This is a genomic window from Mucilaginibacter sp. P1_D10 (genome assembly GCF_056406215.1).
In genome coordinates, this window is sequence record NZ_JBFUAP010000004.1 from 131,864 (window position 1) to 148,528 (window position 16,665).

Annotated in this window: 21 protein-coding genes; 12 read left to right on the top strand and 9 right to left on the bottom strand. The window is 44.2% G+C overall.

The genetic code is table 11. The features are described from left to right. The first annotated feature begins 391 nt into the window (after window positions 1–391). Window positions 392–754: a hypothetical protein gene (locus tag AC1DYT_RS07365; protein WP_477468989.1), complete on the top strand. Its 363-nt coding sequence runs from the start codon at window positions 392–394 to the stop codon at window positions 752–754. Between the two features lie 163 nt (window positions 755–917). Further along, window positions 918–1,259: a helix-turn-helix domain-containing protein gene (locus AC1DYT_RS07370; protein WP_477461070.1), complete on the top strand. Its 342-nt coding sequence runs from the start codon at window positions 918–920 to the stop codon at window positions 1,257–1,259. A gap of 32 nt (window positions 1,260–1,291) precedes the next feature. Here the strand turns inward: AC1DYT_RS07370 and AC1DYT_RS07375 are convergent, their stop codons facing one another. From AC1DYT_RS07375 to mqnC, 5 genes are all read right to left on the bottom strand, one after another. Continuing rightward, window positions 1,292–2,410 (bottom strand): GNAT family N-acetyltransferase, encoded by a 1,119-nt coding sequence (locus tag AC1DYT_RS07375; protein WP_477468990.1) that lies wholly within the window; start codon window positions 2,408–2,410, stop codon window positions 1,292–1,294. A gap of 80 nt (window positions 2,411–2,490) precedes the next feature. Beyond that, on the bottom strand, window positions 2,491–2,679 hold the full coding sequence (locus AC1DYT_RS07380; RefSeq protein WP_477468991.1) for a hypothetical protein: 189 nt from the start codon (window positions 2,677–2,679) through the stop codon (window positions 2,491–2,493). Between the two features lie 136 nt (window positions 2,680–2,815). Then, the gene (gene scpB, locus AC1DYT_RS07385; protein WP_477468992.1) at window positions 2,816–3,376 is read right to left on the bottom strand and encodes an SMC-Scp complex subunit ScpB; all 561 of its coding nucleotides are present in this window, start codon (window positions 3,374–3,376) and stop codon (window positions 2,816–2,818) included. A gap of 264 nt (window positions 3,377–3,640) precedes the next feature. Continuing rightward, window positions 3,641–3,880, bottom strand: coding sequence for a hypothetical protein (locus AC1DYT_RS07390; protein WP_477468993.1), 240 nt, complete (start codon window positions 3,878–3,880; stop codon window positions 3,641–3,643). 180 nt (window positions 3,881–4,060) lie between these two features. Beyond that, complete coding sequence (gene mqnC, locus AC1DYT_RS07395; protein WP_477468994.1) at window positions 4,061–5,185, bottom strand: cyclic dehypoxanthinyl futalosine synthase; 1,125 nt, start codon at window positions 5,183–5,185, stop codon at window positions 4,061–4,063. A gap of 265 nt (window positions 5,186–5,450) precedes the next feature. Here mqnC and AC1DYT_RS07400 point away from each other — a divergent pair, with 265 nt between their 5' ends. Then, a complete protein-coding gene (locus tag AC1DYT_RS07400) occupies window positions 5,451–5,993 on the top strand; it encodes a hypothetical protein (protein ID WP_477468995.1) in 543 nt (180 codons plus the stop codon). Between the two features lie 67 nt (window positions 5,994–6,060). Beyond that, window positions 6,061–6,588 carry a hypothetical protein gene (locus AC1DYT_RS07405; RefSeq protein WP_477468996.1) on the top strand — a complete coding sequence of 176 codons (528 nt, stop codon included), beginning with the start codon at window positions 6,061–6,063 and terminating at the stop codon, window positions 6,586–6,588. Window positions 6,589–6,625: 37 nt separating this feature from the next. Here the strand turns inward: AC1DYT_RS07405 and AC1DYT_RS07410 are convergent, their stop codons facing one another. Next, the gene (locus AC1DYT_RS07410) at window positions 6,626–7,018 is read right to left on the bottom strand and encodes an energy transducer TonB (protein WP_477468997.1); all 393 of its coding nucleotides are present in this window, start codon (window positions 7,016–7,018) and stop codon (window positions 6,626–6,628) included. Between the two features lie 159 nt (window positions 7,019–7,177). Between AC1DYT_RS07410 and AC1DYT_RS07415 the strand changes: the two genes are divergently transcribed. Continuing rightward, window positions 7,178–7,834, top strand: coding sequence for a hypothetical protein (locus AC1DYT_RS07415; RefSeq protein WP_477468998.1), 657 nt, complete (start codon window positions 7,178–7,180; stop codon window positions 7,832–7,834). On the opposite strand, the gene AC1DYT_RS07420 is transcribed toward AC1DYT_RS07415, so the two are convergent. Beyond that, entirely contained in the window at window positions 7,831–9,318 is a 1,488-nt protein-coding gene (locus tag AC1DYT_RS07420) for an ATP-binding cassette domain-containing protein (RefSeq protein WP_477468999.1), read from the bottom strand. The two genes, AC1DYT_RS07415 and AC1DYT_RS07420, sit on opposite strands and share 4 nt — an antisense overlap. Window positions 9,319–9,793: 475 nt before the next feature. Between AC1DYT_RS07420 and AC1DYT_RS07425 the strand changes: the two genes are divergently transcribed. Together AC1DYT_RS07425 and AC1DYT_RS07430 are read left to right on the top strand one after the other, a co-directional pair. Beyond that, window positions 9,794–9,964 (top strand): phosphatidate cytidylyltransferase, encoded by a 171-nt coding sequence (locus AC1DYT_RS07425; RefSeq protein WP_477469000.1) that lies wholly within the window; start codon window positions 9,794–9,796, stop codon window positions 9,962–9,964. An 89-nt stretch (window positions 9,965–10,053) separates the two neighbouring features. Further along, window positions 10,054–10,509: a ferritin-like domain-containing protein gene (locus AC1DYT_RS07430; RefSeq protein WP_477469001.1), complete on the top strand. Its 456-nt coding sequence runs from the start codon at window positions 10,054–10,056 to the stop codon at window positions 10,507–10,509. A 100-nt stretch (window positions 10,510–10,609) separates the two neighbouring features. Here AC1DYT_RS07430 and AC1DYT_RS07435 read toward each other — a convergent pair whose 3' ends face one another. After that, on the bottom strand, window positions 10,610–10,846 hold the full coding sequence (locus tag AC1DYT_RS07435; RefSeq protein WP_477461084.1) for a hypothetical protein: 237 nt from the start codon (window positions 10,844–10,846) through the stop codon (window positions 10,610–10,612). Window positions 10,847–10,954: 108 nt separating this feature from the next. Then, window positions 10,955–11,140, bottom strand: a complete 186-nt coding sequence (locus AC1DYT_RS07440; RefSeq protein ID WP_477469002.1) for a hypothetical protein — start codon at window positions 11,138–11,140, stop codon at window positions 10,955–10,957. 501 nt (window positions 11,141–11,641) lie between these two features. Here AC1DYT_RS07440 and AC1DYT_RS07445 point away from each other — a divergent pair. The 5 genes from AC1DYT_RS07445 to trxB all read left to right on the top strand — a co-directional run bounded on the left by AC1DYT_RS07445 (window position 11,642) and on the right by trxB (window position 16,591). Next, entirely contained in the window at window positions 11,642–12,211 is a 570-nt protein-coding gene (locus AC1DYT_RS07445) for an RNA polymerase sigma factor (RefSeq protein ID WP_477469003.1), read from the top strand. A 15-nt stretch (window positions 12,212–12,226) separates the two neighbouring features. Then, window positions 12,227–13,330 carry a S1C family serine protease gene (locus tag AC1DYT_RS07450; RefSeq protein ID WP_477469004.1) on the top strand — a complete coding sequence of 368 codons (1,104 nt, stop codon included), beginning with the start codon at window positions 12,227–12,229 and terminating at the stop codon, window positions 13,328–13,330. Window positions 13,331–13,460: 130 nt separating this feature from the next. After that, window positions 13,461–14,636: a dipeptidase gene (locus tag AC1DYT_RS07455; protein WP_477469005.1), complete on the top strand. Its 1,176-nt coding sequence runs from the start codon at window positions 13,461–13,463 to the stop codon at window positions 14,634–14,636. 4 nt (window positions 14,637–14,640) lie between these two features. Continuing rightward, window positions 14,641–15,531 carry a toxin-antitoxin system YwqK family antitoxin gene (locus tag AC1DYT_RS07460; RefSeq protein WP_477469006.1) on the top strand — a complete coding sequence of 297 codons (891 nt, stop codon included), beginning with the start codon at window positions 14,641–14,643 and terminating at the stop codon, window positions 15,529–15,531. A 103-nt stretch (window positions 15,532–15,634) separates the two neighbouring features. Beyond that, a complete protein-coding gene (gene trxB / locus AC1DYT_RS07465; protein ID WP_477469007.1) occupies window positions 15,635–16,591 on the top strand; it encodes a thioredoxin-disulfide reductase in 957 nt (318 codons plus the stop codon). The last annotated feature ends 74 nt before the right edge of the window (window positions 16,592–16,665 follow it).

Here is a 16,665-nt window from a genome sequence, read left to right on the forward strand (position 1 = left end):
TTGCCGACGATAGTCATCCGCCGTTGTTGGTGTTGTGACTAACAAATCCGTGATTTCTGTGAATGACATAATAACCGATTGGTATTAACGGTGAAAAATACATGAGGTTTAGTTCACGAACGACATCTGTTGATGCCTCCGTTAGTTATTGGTGACAACACCAACAGGGGTATCAAGGGCTCGTACCTAATTACTCGCAAAACACAGGTTAGGTAATTTTTTTTACCTGCGTTAGCGGTAGGGATAGTAAGGGTTTGCCACGGTGCGATGGGTTTGTGTGCAGGAAACGGGGCCGGAGCGCAGCGCAGCCCTGCATAGCCCGGGCCGCAGGCACCGCCCAAAAGCGCATTTGCTCTTTTACCCTGGACACCAACAAATCGGTGAATAGCCCATGAATCGACAGGCCGGCTATCACCAAACGTTCCGATGGAACGTCATCGGATTATTGCGTTTTTCTACCAACCAGGCATCCCTATGGGATGAAGAAAGCAAATTCGTTCCATGGGAACGTCTGGTTGGTAGAATGAAAAATGCCAATTTTAACGTTCCATCGGAACGTTTGGTGATTCTAATGATGGGTTATTATTCAACAACGGCAGCATCTCACCACCACGTCCTCTGTGCCGGTATTGTTGTTAAAGTAAATTCATTGTACTATATGTTACAATTTTGCCTTGCCGATTTGAAAAAGTGCATAGAATTGCATACATTTAACAGCTTAAACGATGGTTTTACAGGTGCGGGCTATGTATAAAAATATACCGGGCTCGTTGCTTAAAGAAAGCGTGTTGCAACCCCAAATTAATTTGAACGAGTTAATAAATAATTATTATAAATAATATTAGTAATTAGTTTATTATTCAAATGTTTTGTAACTTTATTAACTATTGAGAAACCCTTATCCTAATTAACCATATATGAAGACTCTTGGAAAAAAAATCCGGTTGTTGCGCCACCAAAAAGGCTGGAGCCAGGAAGAAGTAGCTAAGCGATTAGATATTTCTATCCCCGCATTCTCTAAAATAGAAACCGGAATTACCGATATCAACCTTTCGCGTTTAGAGCAGATTGCTGCGCTGTTCGAGATGTCGGTAGTGGCTTTGCTTACTTATAACGAAACCGAGCAAGACCAGAAAATTGCATCAGAGCTGGAAAGCGTGAACAAAAAACTGATGGACCGCGAAACTGAAGTGATTGATCTTCAGAAGAAAGTAATTGAACTTTTTGAAGAATTAAGGCACAAAAAGGTTACTGCTTAAACCATATAAGGCCCGGGGCACCCGCCCCGGGCTTAAAACTTGCAACGCATCGTTAGGTGCCTTTTGCCAAATGTAGCGCCTACAGCTGCATGGATGGATAGCATTTTCTCATTAAAATCGCCCACCCAGGAGAGCTCCAGTTCATCGTACTGCTTTAAAGGCAATACATATTCTTTAAGCTTGATAAACAATGCCGACTCCAGCCCGTGGTTCTGGAACTTTTGCTTAGTACCCATTACAATGGCCCGCATGCGCGATACGCCCCGCCAGCGGCGATAAACAAAAATCAGTTTGCCTAAAAGGTCCAGTTTGCCATTCAATGGTTTTATCATTTGGTTGGCATCGGGCAATATTACAATGAATGATGCAGGCTCGTTGTTTACGTAGGCGAACCATATCAGTTTTTCGTCCATTATCGCTTTCATCTTGCCGAAGCTCTCGATAATGGTGGCTTGGTTTATCGGCACAAAGTTTTCGAAATCCTGCCAGCCATCGTTGTATATCTCTAAAAAATCGGCCGCAAACCGGTCTATTTGTGCGGCTTTCAGGTGTTCGAAGCTATACCCCGGTTTCCTGATCACCCAGTTGGCAATTTTGGTAAACCGTTCCGAAAATGGCTTATGTACATCCAGGTGGTTAGTAATCTGCTCATATTGGGTAACAAAGCCATACGCTTCAAAAAAAGCCCGGTAATAGGGCAGGTGGTAGTTCATGCCGTAGGAAGGGGGCGTAAAACCCTCTACCAGCAATCCCCAAAAGTTATCGTTCTCGCCAAAGTTGATTGGTCCGTCCATTGCCTGCATGCCTTTGGCCTGCAGCCAGGCTTTGGCGGTATCGAAGAGCAGGAAGGCGACCTGCTTATCGTCCACGCATTCAAAAAACCCCATGCCGCCGGTTGGTTGCTCTGTTTTATAAGCCTTTTTTTCATTGATGAACGCCGCAATACGGCCAATCAATGTACCGCTATCATCCCTTAATATCCAGCGCGTTGCCTGCCCATGGGTATGGAAGTTGTTTTTCGCCGGGTCGAAAACCGCCTCGATATCATTATCCAGCGGGCAAACCCAGTTACGGTCGTTTTTATAAATAAGGCGCGCTACATCCAGAAATGCTTTTTTATCAGCCTTGCTGGTAACTTCGGTTAATTTCATCGGGTATCGCAGATGGCCCTTTTACAAAAAAAGCACCCAGTGGGCCACTGGGTGCTTTGCATATGTTTTAAAAACCTGTATTAGTCGTCGTCTTCGTCGTCATAAGGGTCAAAAGAATCAAATCTGCCCAGGTCATCGTCGAGGGGCACGTTTTCATCGAAATCATCGTCGTCATCTGCTACCTTTTTGCCGGGTTTCACATCGTCATCAAAGTCATCATCCTCGTCATCGGCGGCTTTCTTAGTGACAGGTTTTTTTGGAGTTGCCATTTTAATAAATGTTTATTTGTTAAAACTTATTCGGTTAACCTAATTGTTTTTAAATGTAAAGGTTTGTGCTGTTTAATCAGCCATTAGTAACAGTAAAAATAATTAAAATCATTTTCAATAAAAATATCTTTTGAATTTATTCTGCGGCTTCGCCAATAGTGCTGCTGCTCTCCGTAAATTCCTTTAGCTGTGGTAGTTCGGTTATGCTGTTGATGCCAAAATAGTCCATGAACAGGCTGCTGGTGCTATATAAAATGGGTTTCCCAACACTTTCGGCTTTGCCGGTGATGGCAATTAACTCCTTTTCCAGCAGTTTTTGTATCGAATAATCGCAGTTTACGCCGCGTATTTGCTCTACATCTAACTTGGTAACGGGCTGTTTGTAGGCAATAATAGCAAGGGTCTCCAGGGCGGCCTGGCTCAGTTTCTTTTTAGAACGCTGCAGTTGCAGCAGACTTATAACCGGGTGGTATTGTTTTTTGGTAAGGAACTGGTAGCCGTTGTTTATTTTCACTACTTCGATGGCATACTGGCTCTCGCCATATTTAGCGCGGATAGCGTCGATGTGGCCGTTTATCTCTTCGGCATTAAAATCGTGCTCAAAGGCCGCTTGCAGGCAGTATAAAATTTCTTCCATACGGATGCCTTGTTCCGATGCGAAAATGAGGGCTTCGATGTGCTGTGCGATATCTTCCATGTAATTTTTAAGTCCGAAAGCCCGAAAGTCGGGAAGTCCGAAAGTAAGAAAAAGTTAGGAAGGGGAGAAGTCCGAAAGCCCGAAAGTCGGGAAGTCCGAAGGTAAGAAAAAGTTAGGAAGGGGAGAAGTACGAAAGATGGGAAGTCCGAAAGTCCGGAAGCGGGAGAAGTAGGGATAATATCGAATAATGAATATCGAACGCCGAATAATGAAGTCTTTTACTTCATCATTCGATATTCAGCATTCGGTGTTCGATATTCAAAACTAAACCCACTGATGTGCCTCTATTTCTTCGGCTACGAGATCTAAAATTAGCGGATCAACCAGGCCGCTGTCTTTGCAAATTTGCAGTATGTGATTGTCGTCCGGGTTGAAACCGGCAACGAACACGCCGTTTTGGAATACATCAAATTTGCAGGCATGATGCTCATAATGCGGATAATCATTTATCTCGAACTGGAAAGTTTCGTCGTCTTTGGTGATGCTGATGATGTGACTTTTCATGTAAGGGTAACAAGAGGGAGGGGGATTTTGTTTTCAGGGAGGCCATGCTACTTCTACGCGCGTCATTGCGAGGAACGAAGCAATCTCCCGATAAGCAGAGCGACCTGCATGGTTGATTGTCCTGTGTAGAGGTTGCTTCGTGCCTCGCAATGACGTGGTGGTGAGATGGCTCACTCTCGCTTAATAATCTATCACCTGTTCTTCAATCTCAACCGGTACATCGCGCCAATCGTATTTCTGGGTGCGAAGCTGTGGTTCGAAACCGGCTTCTTTGATAGAATCCTGGATGCCTTTTGCGGTGAAGCGGTGCGGTGCGCCTGCGGCGGAAACTACGTTCTCTTCTATCATGATGGAGCCGAAATCGTTGGCGCCGGCGTGCAGGCAAAGCTGTGCTACCTGCTTGCCAACCGTTAACCAACTGGCTTGTATGTTTTTGATATTTGGCAGCATGATGCGGCTTAAGGCAATCATGCGGATGTATTCGTCGCCGGTTACGTTGTTGGTGATGCCGCGTACTTTACGCAGCAGCGTACCATCATCCTGGAAAGGCCATGGGATAAAGGCCACGAACCCATGATGGCCTTCGGGCTTTTCGGATTGTACCTCGCGTATCCAAACCAAATGCTCAAAACGCTCTTCTATCGTTTCTATATGGCCGAACATCATGGTGGCCGAGCTTGGCAGGTTTAGCTGGTGGGCCGCACGCATTACATCCAGCCATTCTTTACCACCGCATTTGCCTTTAGAAATGAGGCGACGCACACGGTCGTTCAGTATCTCGGCACCTGCACCCGGCAACGAATCGAGGCCCGACTCTTTCATCGCTTTCAGTACATCGTAATGGCTCATGCCTTCCAGTTTGGCTACGTGGGCAATCTCCGGCGGGCCTAAAGAATGTAGTTTCAGCTTGGGGTAAAGCTGTTTCAGCTCGCGGAACAGGTCGGTATAAAATTTTAAACCTAAATCGGGGTGGTGGCCACCTTGCAGTAAAAGCTGGTCACCGCCATAGCGGAAGGTTTCTTCTATCTTCTTTTTGTAGGTCTCAATGTCGGTGATATAGGCGTCATCGTGGCCGGGGCGGCGGAAAAAGTTACAGAACTTGCAGTTGGCAATGCAAACGTTGGTGGTGTTTACGTTACGGTCTATCTGCCAGGTAACTTTGCCATGGGGCACCTGTATCTTGCGCAGCTCGTTAGCGGTGTACATCAAATCGGCGGTGGAGGCATTGTTGTAAAGGTAAACCCCTTCCTCCAGGCTCAAAAAATCAAAAGCTAAAGCGCGCTGCAACAGATCGGCTGTATTCATATACAAATATACGTGGTAGGAGGGAAAAGGTGAAAGCAGAAAGGTAAAAGGTGAAAGGTAAAAGGTGAAAGGTGGTATTGGGTTGACAATGCAAGATTCAATATCATTGAGTTAAGATTTTTCATCACGCAAAGCCGCTAAGGTCGCAAAGTAAAAAGCTTAAAAATCTTTGCGCCTTCGCGCCTTTGCGTGAAATTAACTTTACGGCTTTTCCTTAACTAAAGGACATGGAATGCGGATTAATTTAAAATGATTATCTTAGCGTATGACCAAAAACCTTATCATAGCCATCGCTTTAATCTTTACCGGTAATTTCGCCTTTTCACAGACTGATACAGTTGGGCGCAAACCGGATACCGTTAAGCACGACCGGCTGTACTATAAAAGCCATCAAATCAAATTCCTCTCATTATTGGCGGGCTACAACTTCAATAAATACAACTACCTGGAAATAGGCATAGCCAAAAACACTTTTGGGGCAGTTGGCCCTCATCCCGCTAGCTCAGCCTACTTTGTTTCGGTGGAGGTACGGCCTGTGCATAAATTCGTGATGGCTCCCAAAATAGGCGGTTGGTTTGCCGGCGGTTTGGGCGGCATAGCAATGGGCGTAAACCTGCTTTATTATACCAATTTCAACAGTGGCTCATTAAGGTTCAGGCCCGAGATTGGCCTTGGGATAGAGGGATTCAAGTTTGTATATGGTTATAACATAGCGCTCAGCAATTCCGCCTTCGGCGATGTAAACAAAAGTAATTTTGGCATAGTTGGCTTAATTCCCTTGAAGAAATACAAAAAACGCGTTGATTAACAGCGTATTTATATTTATATTTGGGTGACCTGGGCCTTTTACCCTACACAACATATCACAATTTCATATGATCATACGCCTTATTGCATTAATCATAAGGGGCATCGTACATATAGCTACGCCAAGCCAGCCTTCAGAATCGTATAATCCCGGCAGCCAGAGGTACGGTAAAGACTACTTCGACGAATACTATATTTACCTGTTCGAGAAAACGGCAATTGCTGATTTTCCGTTGGATATAAGCTGGTACCAGAAAGCCATAGGACGAGTAACCCTGGTAAGGAAAGGTTCTGCCACGTTCTTCGAGATATATGAAACCAACCTCATCAGCGATCATGAGCTGGTAATGAACGTGCGGTTATCGTACGCAGATTTTGTGATGACCGGCCTGGATACCCGCAAGAACACCGTAGTTACCCAAAACCAACTATTCGTACTAAAGATAAACGAAGAAATGAACCGGTTGGAGGTGCGCTCATCGCTTCATGAAGATATTACCGATAAAATGATCAAAAAGGACTTCGGCGAATACCTGTTTAAATTCCTGGAGCAGAAAAAAGCAGGAGAACGGACAGGAGGATATTCTACTGTTTAAGCGGCCTGGCGTTTAGTTTTCGAAGATAAAACAAAAGCTAACCCAAAGCCAGCCTGAACGGAAAACCGACATATCGTGTCCTTACTGCCTGCCCGTTAACTGTTCCGGGTTTCCACTTAGGTGCATTTTTCATTATCCTTATAAATTCCTGGTCTATATCTTCGTACACGCCCTTCGTAATAATCACATTACTTATGCTGCCATCTTTTTCGATAATAAAAGAAGCAGTTAATGTTCCTTGTATATCATGTATGCGAGAGTAGGGTGGGTAGTGGAAGGTTCTGTCTAAAGCCCTGGTAAACTTTGTTATGCCGCCCTTAAATTCGGGCTTTGTAGCTAATGAATCGAAAGCGTAAACGGTGGTGTCGGTTGTTTGGCAGCGGGCAGTAACAGTGCCGAACGCCAGGACGAGGAACAATAAAAATTTCATGGGTTTAAATTAAAAATAATTATAGCAATATGATTGTTTGGGTCAGGATTTTCAGGATGATTCATTGTCGTTTACAGAATTAATGGATTAGAACGTAAATCAAAATCCTACAAATCGTTTTATTCCGTTCATATATATGTAAATTTGGATAACCTAAGCATGAAACGAAAACCATTTACCAGATTTTACTTCCCCGGGCTAATTAGCCTGGTGTTTTTGCCTTTGATGTGCATAGGCTATGCGGCTTATATTGGCAAATTGGATAAATGGACAATGATGGACGTCGCCTGGAGCGATGATGCCAGCATAAAGGACTGGAATGAAAATATGAAGACGGCTAAGATAGATATCAAAACGTTCAAAAATTTTTCGCAGCTAACTTTAACAGGTAATAATAGCCACGATAGTGCTACAATTACTCGGCTTAAGATATTATGTGCGCAGCTGATTTCGTCAAATAACAAAACAGGTGGCGTTACGGTTACCCTGACAAGCAAATCAACTTATGATAACCTGGTTAATATACTTGATGCAGGCTTTGGATTTGATTATAAGATAAGTTTTATGCCCTACCGGGATAAAGTGTTTTTTTATTTGCCGCATTCGCGAAGCGGTACCGCAAGCCCAAAAGAAAATGGCCCCCCGTTTTTTATTTGCGGAAACTCTTATATGTTTAAGCCAGAACCAACGCTGGCAGATAACGCGCACCAATATCTAAGCGTTATAACGCCTTTTTGGCCAGCGTTTATCGCATTTATATTGATGATATTTTTTTCCATCCGCCGCAAACGCAACCTGCAAACTGCCCACCGCTAACTGTCCACTGTCTCTCCCTTATCCAATCGCAACACCCTATCCACGCTATCGGGTATCTCGTGCTGGTAATGGGTTACGTATATCAGCGTAACCTGGCTTATGCTGCAAATGGTATCTACCACGGTTTTAAAATGAAGCTGCTGGTGGTCATCCAATCCCTGGCAGGGTTCATCGAAAATCAAGAGGGCCGGGTTTTTGATGAGTGCCCTCGCCAACAGGCATAAACGCTGTGCGCTGGCTGGAATGTTTTTGAGCAACACTCGGGCGTACTTATCTATCTCCAAAGCCTTCATCCAGTTTAGGGCCAGAGTTGCCTTGGCCGGGCTGCTCTGGCGGAAAAGCCCCAACGTATCGTAAAAGCCCGATTCTATCACCTGCAGGCAGGAATTGTCGGTAGGGAAGTATTGATAAAGTTCGGGCGATACGAAACCTATTTTGCTTTTAATATCCCAGATGCTTTCGCCACTGCCGCGTTTCCTGTCGAACAAAACAATGTCATTTGCATAGGCCTGCGGGTTGTCGCCGTTGATGAGGCTCAGTAGGGTGCTTTTGCCCGCGCCGTTAGCGCCCAGCAGAGCCCATCTGTCGCCCGGGGCAATGTGCCAGTCGATATGGTTGAGGATAGTTTTATCGCCATAGCGGATTACCACGTCGCGCATGCGCACTATTTGGTTATAGGTAAGCGGTTGTGCATTCGTTTGAATAAGCGCGGCCAGTGCAGCGGCATCTATATTTGGCTTATCGGGTTGGGTGCTTAGGTTAGCTAAAAAATCGGCTTTGCTTAGGCTTTTGCTGATGCTGCCATCTGCCAAAACCGCAACATTATCAATTACATCGGGTATCTCATGTGCCGAGGTGGCCATCACCAGCGTAATGCCCGATGCACTAACCTCCCGCAGCAATAGGTTGAAGTATTGGCGGGTTGCCACATCAAGCCCGGTAAGCGGGTTATCCAACAGTAATAGTGTAGGGTTTTTAAGCAGGGCGGCAGCAATCATCAGGCGTTTGGTTTCGCCGTTGGATAGCTTTATTACCTGCTTATCGCGCAGATGCTGCAGGTTCAACGCCGATATGGTTTTTTCAAAATCCCAGTAAACGGGTTTGTGCGTATTGGTTTTTATGGTGCCAAGATATTGCGCAACAGTAAGTGCATCTTCCGAATCGGAGGAATTGTAGCGTTGCTGGTAGTACAGGTTGCTGGTGTTGGATAGGTTTTTGAAATGATGGCGCGCGCCGGCAAAGGCAATATAAGGGTGGTAATCTGCCGCGGGAACGTTATCGCCATCGGTAAAATAATAAGTGATCTTGCCGCTGCTAATACTTTGATTGCCGGCGATTACCTGCAGCAGTACGCTTTTACCTGAGCCGCTTTTGCCGGTTATAGCCCAATGCTCACCCTCATTTACATTGAAACTTAGATTGTTAATTACCTGTGCTGCGTTGAATTTTACGCTGACGCTGTTTAGCGATAATAGTGTATGCATATATTTTATAGCGGGCTAATTTACATTGTTTTAATTATCCCCGGCCAAAAACGCAAGCAGCTAATAAATTAAATGTACAGTTAACATTAATTAATAGTTTTTTTATTTCCCTAGAAATTATTTTTTATTAAAATTTCATCTTTTTTTCATAAATCATTTTTAATATCAATCCTAATTCTATACATTAGAGTTCCTATCTAAGAAAAACATCTTTATTTGAGCCGGGCGACCGATAAGCCTAACTAAATTTTTAACGGTGCTTTGCACCCGCTAATTTTTCTTGTGATGAATTTACTGTCAATCCTGGAAACAGTTGTACCATTGTTTGCTGCGAGTTTGTTTATTGTACTGATTGCTGTACGGTTTTTACCTGCAGAAACCGGTAACATAGAAGAAAACTAAGCTAAATACCCGCCTTGTAATTTAGGTGCGGTTCTTGTATGGGTTGGTGAATAAAAATTCATCATAACCTACCATGAAAAAAATATCTTTTTTATCATTAATCTTTGTGGCCATTTGCGCTCTCAGTAGCTGCTCGGTTATTACCGGTATTTTTAAAGCAGGGGCAGCCGTTGGTATTATAGCCGTTATCGTAGTAATCGGCATTATCCTTTGGATTATTTCTGCATTCAGGGGGAAGCAATAACAATAAGCTTTGTGTTTAACCCCAAGGTATTGTTTATTAATTTAAACAATATTTTTCTTTTTGGGTTTTATTGAAAAGGAGGAAGAGCAATGGAAAACACAAGAGCAACAGTCGAAACATTAAACGACCTGATTTTGATCAATAACGATCGCATAGCCGGTTTTGAGCATGCCATAAAAGAATTAGGCGTCGACGATGCAGAACTGAAAGCCACATTAACCGGATTGATAGGCGAGAGCCACCGGCTTAAAATGGAACTGGCTACAGAAGTAGCTGCTTCGGGCAAGGATATCGAAACGGGCACCTCTACCAGCGGAAAGCTGCACCGTACCTGGCTCGATTTGAAGGCAGCATTCAGCGGGCATAGCACGCATAGTATTTTAGAGGAATGCGAATTTGGCGAAGATGCTGTCAGTAAAGCTTATCAAACAGCCCTTGATGAGAGCCTGCCGGCTTACATCCGCGAGCTCATAAGCGCCCAGTTGTTTGTATTGAACCAGGCGCATGATAAAGTAAAAGCCTTGCGCGATAGTACAGTGTATTAAGGCTTCCTGGCGTATAGACACGCCCAATCAGTAATAGATAGCAACAAAAAAAAGCCCTTTGGAATAAACCAGAGGGCTTTTTTGCGTTGAAGCAAAATGATTACATTTTTTTAGGGCTATCAACTTTAGGGCTGTCAGCTTTAGGGCTATCAGCTTTAGGGCTATCAGCTTTAGGGCTATCAACTTTAGGGCTATCAGCTTTAGGGCTATCAGCAGCACCAGTAGTTGAAGAACCTTTGCAAGCAGCAGCAGAAACAGCGATAGCTAAAGCTAAAAACGCGATTTTGAATGAATTTTTCATGTTTGTGTTTTTTAAAGTGATTTTAATAGTTTTCATGGGTTAATACCCTTAATTGAAAAAGGTAACCCACATATTTAAAAAAAAATATGCGATTACCTCTTTTTTTGAAAAACTATTAAAACTTGTGCCCAAATAGGCTAAGGATTACATTTTTTTCGGGCTGTCAATTTTCGGGCTATCAAGCTTAGGGCTGTCGGCTTTAGGGCTGTCGGCCTTCGGGCTATCAACTTTAGGGCTGTCGGGTGTGGTTTTTTTCGAATTGCCGTCGCAGGCAGCTGCAGAAACGGCGATGGCTAAAGCTAAGAATGCGATTTTGAATGAATTTTTCATGTTGTGTTTGTTGATTATGTTTGAAATTAATTGATAACAGTTCTATATCGATAATGCATTTGTTTTAAGTATTTGAAAATCAAATACTTAAAGCGATGTTTTTTAGTTAATACCCGTTTATCAAAAAGGTAACCCGCCTTTTAATTTTTTTTTGATTTTGTCTTGCCTGTTGCGTGTATTTATCTGGGTAGCCACATTTTTGCGGGCCACGTTATTAATAAGCAATAAGGCTAAAAGGTAACCCAATTAACATTTGGGAAAATGGCCGCTGCATGGGCGGCTATTTTCTTGCGATTGCAAGGGCTTAAAAGCAAGGCTATTGGCGGGAGGGCAGCAAAATTATGCAGTTGCAGCAGGCCAGCTTTGGATTATTAACCCGATATTGCAGGTTGATTTATGGCTCCATCCGGGCCGATTATCGTGGGCGGTATCTTAATTTTCCCGCTAAGAAAAAATAGTTGATAATATTGGGTTACAATTTAGTATAAAGCGTATTAAGTAGTGAATAATCATTTTAATGTGGATATACCGGCGGATAGCGAAGTAATACTGGGTATCCTTAATAATTCCGACATCGTGTTAAAAAAGCTTTACCTGGCTTATTTTCCGATGATATTGCAGCTCGTAATCAATAATAACGGTAACGAGGACGATGCAAAGGATGTTTACCAGGAAGCGATTATAGTTCTTTATAATAAGGTTAAACGGGGCGATTTCGAACTGAGCAGCAAGCTCAAAACCTATATCTATTCTATCTGCCGCAGGCTTTGGCTTAAACGGCTTAAACAGATGAACCGCTACGGCGGCGATATAAAGGATTTTGAGGACCACCTGCCAGTAGAAGACGAAGTTGAAAAACACCAGGACAGGGATCTGCAGCTCAATAAAATGGGCGAGGCCCTTAAATTGCTTGGCGAGCCCTGCAAAACCATTATGGAAGATTTTTACATGCACAACAAATCGATGCAGGATATATGCGAACGGTTTGGCTATACAAACGCGGATAACGCGAAAACGCAGAAATACAAGTGCCTGCAAAGGCTAAAGAAATTGTTTTTTCAGCAACAATAGAAAGAGGGGCGAAGAATGAAAAATGATCAACTATTAGAGATGATCGAACGGTACCTTAACGGTGAAATGACCATTGAGGAACGTGCGGAATTTGATGCATTACGTAACAAGGATGCAGCGGTTGAAGCAAAACTGGAGGAGCACAAACACTTCACCGGTTTACTGAGGCAATATAACGACAGGCATAACATGGAGTTGAGGCTGAACGCCATCCATGATGAGATTGATGTGCATACCCTGGCGCAGGACCTGATGTCGCACCCCTCTATTGTTGTGCGCTTGTGGAGGCAACATCATTCTAAGATATCAGTAGCGGCTTCGATAGCGATATTTGCTATGCTGGTTACCTTGTTCTTTACCGGTTATTTAACCAATAAAGATCCTCGTGTTGAACAACTGAAAAGGGAAGTAGATGGCGTAAAAGACCGCCAGAAGAAATTGGAGAAAAGTGCAGTGGGTGTTGCAAAAACGGTAAAAACAGGCCCTACTATTATTGCAAAATACCGTGGAACGGGTTTTGCCCTTTCATCAAACGGCTATATCTTAACAAATTTCCACGTGGTGGATGGCGCGGACTCTGTGTATGTGCAAAACGCCGATGGTGAATCATTCCATACGAAGGTTATTTCTACCGACCCAGCTCACGATATGGCCGTACTGCAAATAAACGATCCGGCTTTTAAAAATATTGGAACTATTCCATACGGGTTCAAAAAAGGAAAGAGTGATTTAGGCGAAGATGTATACACTTTGGGTTACCCTACCGATGATGCGGTGTTTGGCCCTGGCGCATTAACTTCAGATGCAGGGTTCAAAGGCGATACCGCAGAATATATGATATCTGTACCGGTAAATCAAGGCAATAGCGGCGGCCCACTTTTTGACTCTAAAGGTAATGTTATCGGTATTATCAGCGGCAGGCAAACCCAAACACAGGGTGTTGCATTTGCTAAGAAATCGCAGTTTATTTTGAAAGCCATACAGGATATCCCTGCTGATTCTTTAAATAATAAAGCTTTAACACTGAATACAAAAAATACGTTGGCGGGTTTAAGCCGCACCCAGCAGCTTAAAAGGTTAAAAAACTATGTATTCATCGTAAAAGTGTACAATCAATAAACTCCAATAAAATCAATACAAAGGGGAGAGGCAAGCAATTGTTTCTCCTTTTTTTGTAACGTACCAGTTACAACGACCGTCGCAGTTTTTTGATTTGAAAAATCACCGCAGATTTTCCTATCTTCCAAGCATGAAAAAATTGCTGCTGCCCTTAATTTTCTTATCTGCCTTGAAACTTTCCGCCCAGGATGTCCAAAAAATCCATCAGAAAGCCATTTTGGTTGATACCCATAACGATATCATCTCCAACGAACTTATCACCGGCAATGATGCGGGCAAGCTGCAGGCTACCGGCAATTTCGATTTGGTGCGCGCCAAAACAGGGGGGCTTGATGTGCAGGTTTTCTCCATTTGGTGCGGCGACCAATATGGCAACGGTACCGCCTACGCCTATGCCAACCGCGAAATAGATTCTTTGCAGGCGCTCATCAACCGCAATCCGGATAAGATGATGCTGGTTACCAACGCAAAGGACCTGAAGAAAGCCGTAAAGAAACATAAGCTGGCCGCCATGGTTGGCGTAGAAGGCGGCCACATGATAGAAGACAGGTTAGATTATATAGACAGCCTGGTAAAACGCGGCATGTGTTACCTCACCCTCACGTGGAACAACAGCACCAGTTGGGCCACCTCTGCGCGCGATGAAACCCTGCACGGCGATACCCTGCCGCACAAGGGCCTCACCGAACTGGGCAGGCAAATCGTAAAAAAACTGAACGACGAAGGGGTAATGATAGACCTATCGCACCCCGGCGAACAAACCTTTAAGGATGTGATGGCCATCACATCCAAGCCGGTCATCGCATCGCACAGCTGCGCTTATGCCCTGAACCCTTTCCGTCGCAATCTTAAAGATTACCAGTTGAAAGCTATTGCCGATAACGGCGGCGTGGTGTTCCTTAATTTCTACAGCGGTTTTATAGATAGTACCTACGAGGGTAAGCACGCCGCATTTATGGCCAGGCATAAGCCGCAGTTCGATTCGTTGCGGGTGATTTATAAGGATTACGATTTGGCCAGCATCCGCCTGAACGAGCTCAACAAAACCGAAGCCGACCAACTGCGCCCGCCGCTAAGCATGCTCATCAAACATATCGATTATATGGTGAAGCTAATGGGGGTAGACCACGTAGGCATCGGCTCTGATTTCGACGGCGCGGAATCGTACCCGCTGGGGTTGGATAGCGTTACCGATTATCCTAAAATAACCGCCGAACTGTTCAATATTGGCTACTCTAAAAAGGATGTGGAGAAGATATTGGGTGGTAATTTTATCAGGGTGTTGAAAGCTAATAAGGGGAAATAGCGTAATGAAGCGAATACTGTTATTACTGGCTGTGTTGTTTGTTTTTTCGCCTGATGCGTTTGCTCAGTTTCAAAAACGTTTTATCAACAAATGGGGTGAGGTTACTAAAGATTCATCGAAGGCGGTGAGCTACTTTCTTTACAAAAAACTTCCGGATTCATCGTGGTATGCAGCCAAATTCGATATGAAAGATAATCTGCTATTTAAAGGCACCTATCTGGACGAAGATTTAGCTACAGCGCACGGAAAGGTAACGTTTTATGAAACATCTATCGTAAAAGTTTATGCTGCCGACAAGGGTAGCTATATGGATACGCTGCTTAAACCTATAAGTACGGGATACTATTTAAACGGGAAAAAGGAAGGGACATGGGTAGATTTTAATTTTGAGGGAAAAACAGTTTATTCAAAATCATACACAGCCGATACCCTTAACGGGCCATACTATGGGTTTTATAAAGATGGCCGCCTTGGCTCATCGGGCAATTATGTAAAGGGCCGTAAAGAAGGCGATTGGTATTTTTATTACCCCGATAGTACCATACAAACCCACGAACTGTATAAGAACGGCAACCGAGTGAGGCAAAAAGATTTTGAACGCGCCGACCAAATCATGAATGCTGCTCCACGTTATAATTACGAAAATTATCTCTTTAGGAGCTTACGAAAATCGGGCTTCCCGCAGGTAAAAGGGTTTGTGCGTATTGTTTTTACGGTAGATATCAACGGATCGCTTATAGACCCCGTAATAGAAACTGAAGACCCTTTGTTGAAAAAGACGCTTATGGATGCCATAGTCAATAGTCCTAAATGGAGGCCCGCCACGAAAAAGAATGTTCCGATTCAGGGAAAAGTAAACCTGATTTTGCATTACAGGTACACCGACGATAACTAACGGCTCGTCTAAATAACAATGGCAATATGCTGACGGTTACCTATTGCCCCGCTCTCTGATAAACCGTAAATTCGCATCATATTTCACAGAAAGAATAACAACAATGTCACAAGATATAGAACACGTTAAATGCCTTATTATTGGTTCGGGTCCTGCAGGTTATACGGCGGCTATTTACGCTTCGCGTGCAGATCTTAAGCCGGTAATGTACACCGGTATGCTGGCCGGCGGGCAACTTACCCAAACTACCGATGTAGAGAATTTCCCAGGTTACCCGGATGGTATTATGGGCCCCGAGATGATGGAAGATTTCCGCAAACAGGCCGAGCGATTGGGTACTGATATCCGTTTCGGATACGTAAGCTCGGTAGATTTCTCGTCGTTGCCACACAAAGTGGTGGTTGACGAAAGCAAAACCATCCTGGCCGATACGGTTATCGTATCTACCGGCGCATCTGCAAAATGGCTGGGCCTGGAGTCTGAACAAAAATACAGCGGCTTCGGCGTTTCGGCCTGCGCCGTTTGCGATGGCTTCTTCTTTAAAGGGCAAGATGTAGCGATAGTCGGGGCAGGGGATACCGCTGCCGAAGAAGCTACCTATTTGGCTAAATTGGCCCGCAAAGTGTACATGATTGTTCGCCGTGATGAGTTCCGCGCATCAAAAGCCATGGTTCACCGTGTGCTGAATACCCCGAATATCGAAATACTTTATAATACCGATACCATTGAGATACTGGGCGACGGGCAGAGCGTAAATGCAGTTAAAGTATGCAACAACTTAACCAACGAAACCTCTGTTTTAGATGTTACCGGTTTCTTTGTAGCCATTGGCCATAAACCCAATACCGATATCTTCCGCGATTGGTTGCACATGGATGCTACCGGCTATATCATCACCCGCCCCGGTTCTACCGAAACAAACGTTGAAGGCGTATTTTGCTGCGGCGATGCGCAAGATCATATCTACCGCCAGGCAGTAACTGCCGCCGGCACAGGCTGTATGGCCGCTATAGATGCCGAGCGTTACTTAGCCGGCAAAGAGCACGTGGTAACTGCGTAAGTACAACGGGATTTTATATAACAAGAAAGGCGCCTATTTTAAGGTGCCTTTCTTGTTATATGATTTTCCCACCG

What these genes read in the sequence shown, in the direction of transcription:
- AC1DYT_RS07365 (WP_477468989.1), top strand. Translation starts at nt 392, where the DNA reads ATGAATCGACAGGCCGGCTATCACCAAACGTTCCGATGGAACGTCATC.
- AC1DYT_RS07370 (WP_477461070.1), top strand. Translation starts at nt 918, where the DNA reads ATGAAGACTCTTGGAAAAAAAATCCGGTTGTTGCGCCACCAAAAAGGC.
- AC1DYT_RS07375 (WP_477468990.1), bottom strand. Translation starts at nt 2,410, where the DNA reads ATGAAATTAACCGAAGTTACCAGCAAGGCTGATAAAAAAGCATTTCTG.
- AC1DYT_RS07380 (WP_477468991.1), bottom strand. Translation starts at nt 2,679, where the DNA reads ATGGCAACTCCAAAAAAACCTGTCACTAAGAAAGCCGCCGATGACGAG.
- scpB (WP_477468992.1), bottom strand. Translation starts at nt 3,376, where the DNA reads ATGGAAGATATCGCACAGCACATCGAAGCCCTCATTTTCGCATCGGAA.
- AC1DYT_RS07390 (WP_477468993.1), bottom strand. Translation starts at nt 3,880, where the DNA reads ATGAAAAGTCACATCATCAGCATCACCAAAGACGACGAAACTTTCCAG.
- mqnC (WP_477468994.1), bottom strand. Translation starts at nt 5,185, where the DNA reads ATGAATACAGCCGATCTGTTGCAGCGCGCTTTAGCTTTTGATTTTTTG.
- AC1DYT_RS07400 (WP_477468995.1), top strand. Translation starts at nt 5,451, where the DNA reads ATGACCAAAAACCTTATCATAGCCATCGCTTTAATCTTTACCGGTAAT.
- AC1DYT_RS07405 (WP_477468996.1), top strand. Translation starts at nt 6,061, where the DNA reads ATGATCATACGCCTTATTGCATTAATCATAAGGGGCATCGTACATATA.
- AC1DYT_RS07410 (WP_477468997.1), bottom strand. Translation starts at nt 7,018, where the DNA reads ATGAAATTTTTATTGTTCCTCGTCCTGGCGTTCGGCACTGTTACTGCC.
- AC1DYT_RS07415 (WP_477468998.1), top strand. Translation starts at nt 7,178, where the DNA reads ATGAAACGAAAACCATTTACCAGATTTTACTTCCCCGGGCTAATTAGC.
- AC1DYT_RS07420 (WP_477468999.1), bottom strand. Translation starts at nt 9,318, where the DNA reads ATGCATACACTATTATCGCTAAACAGCGTCAGCGTAAAATTCAACGCA.
- AC1DYT_RS07425 (WP_477469000.1), top strand. Translation starts at nt 9,794, where the DNA reads ATGAAAAAAATATCTTTTTTATCATTAATCTTTGTGGCCATTTGCGCT.
- AC1DYT_RS07430 (WP_477469001.1), top strand. Translation starts at nt 10,054, where the DNA reads ATGGAAAACACAAGAGCAACAGTCGAAACATTAAACGACCTGATTTTG.
- AC1DYT_RS07435 (WP_477461084.1), bottom strand. Translation starts at nt 10,846, where the DNA reads ATGAAAACTATTAAAATCACTTTAAAAAACACAAACATGAAAAATTCA.
- AC1DYT_RS07440 (WP_477469002.1), bottom strand. Translation starts at nt 11,140, where the DNA reads ATGAAAAATTCATTCAAAATCGCATTCTTAGCTTTAGCCATCGCCGTT.
- AC1DYT_RS07450 (WP_477469004.1), top strand. Translation starts at nt 12,227, where the DNA reads ATGAAAAATGATCAACTATTAGAGATGATCGAACGGTACCTTAACGGT.
- AC1DYT_RS07455 (WP_477469005.1), top strand. Translation starts at nt 13,461, where the DNA reads ATGAAAAAATTGCTGCTGCCCTTAATTTTCTTATCTGCCTTGAAACTT.
- AC1DYT_RS07460 (WP_477469006.1), top strand. Translation starts at nt 14,641, where the DNA reads ATGAAGCGAATACTGTTATTACTGGCTGTGTTGTTTGTTTTTTCGCCT.
- trxB (WP_477469007.1), top strand. Translation starts at nt 15,635, where the DNA reads ATGTCACAAGATATAGAACACGTTAAATGCCTTATTATTGGTTCGGGT.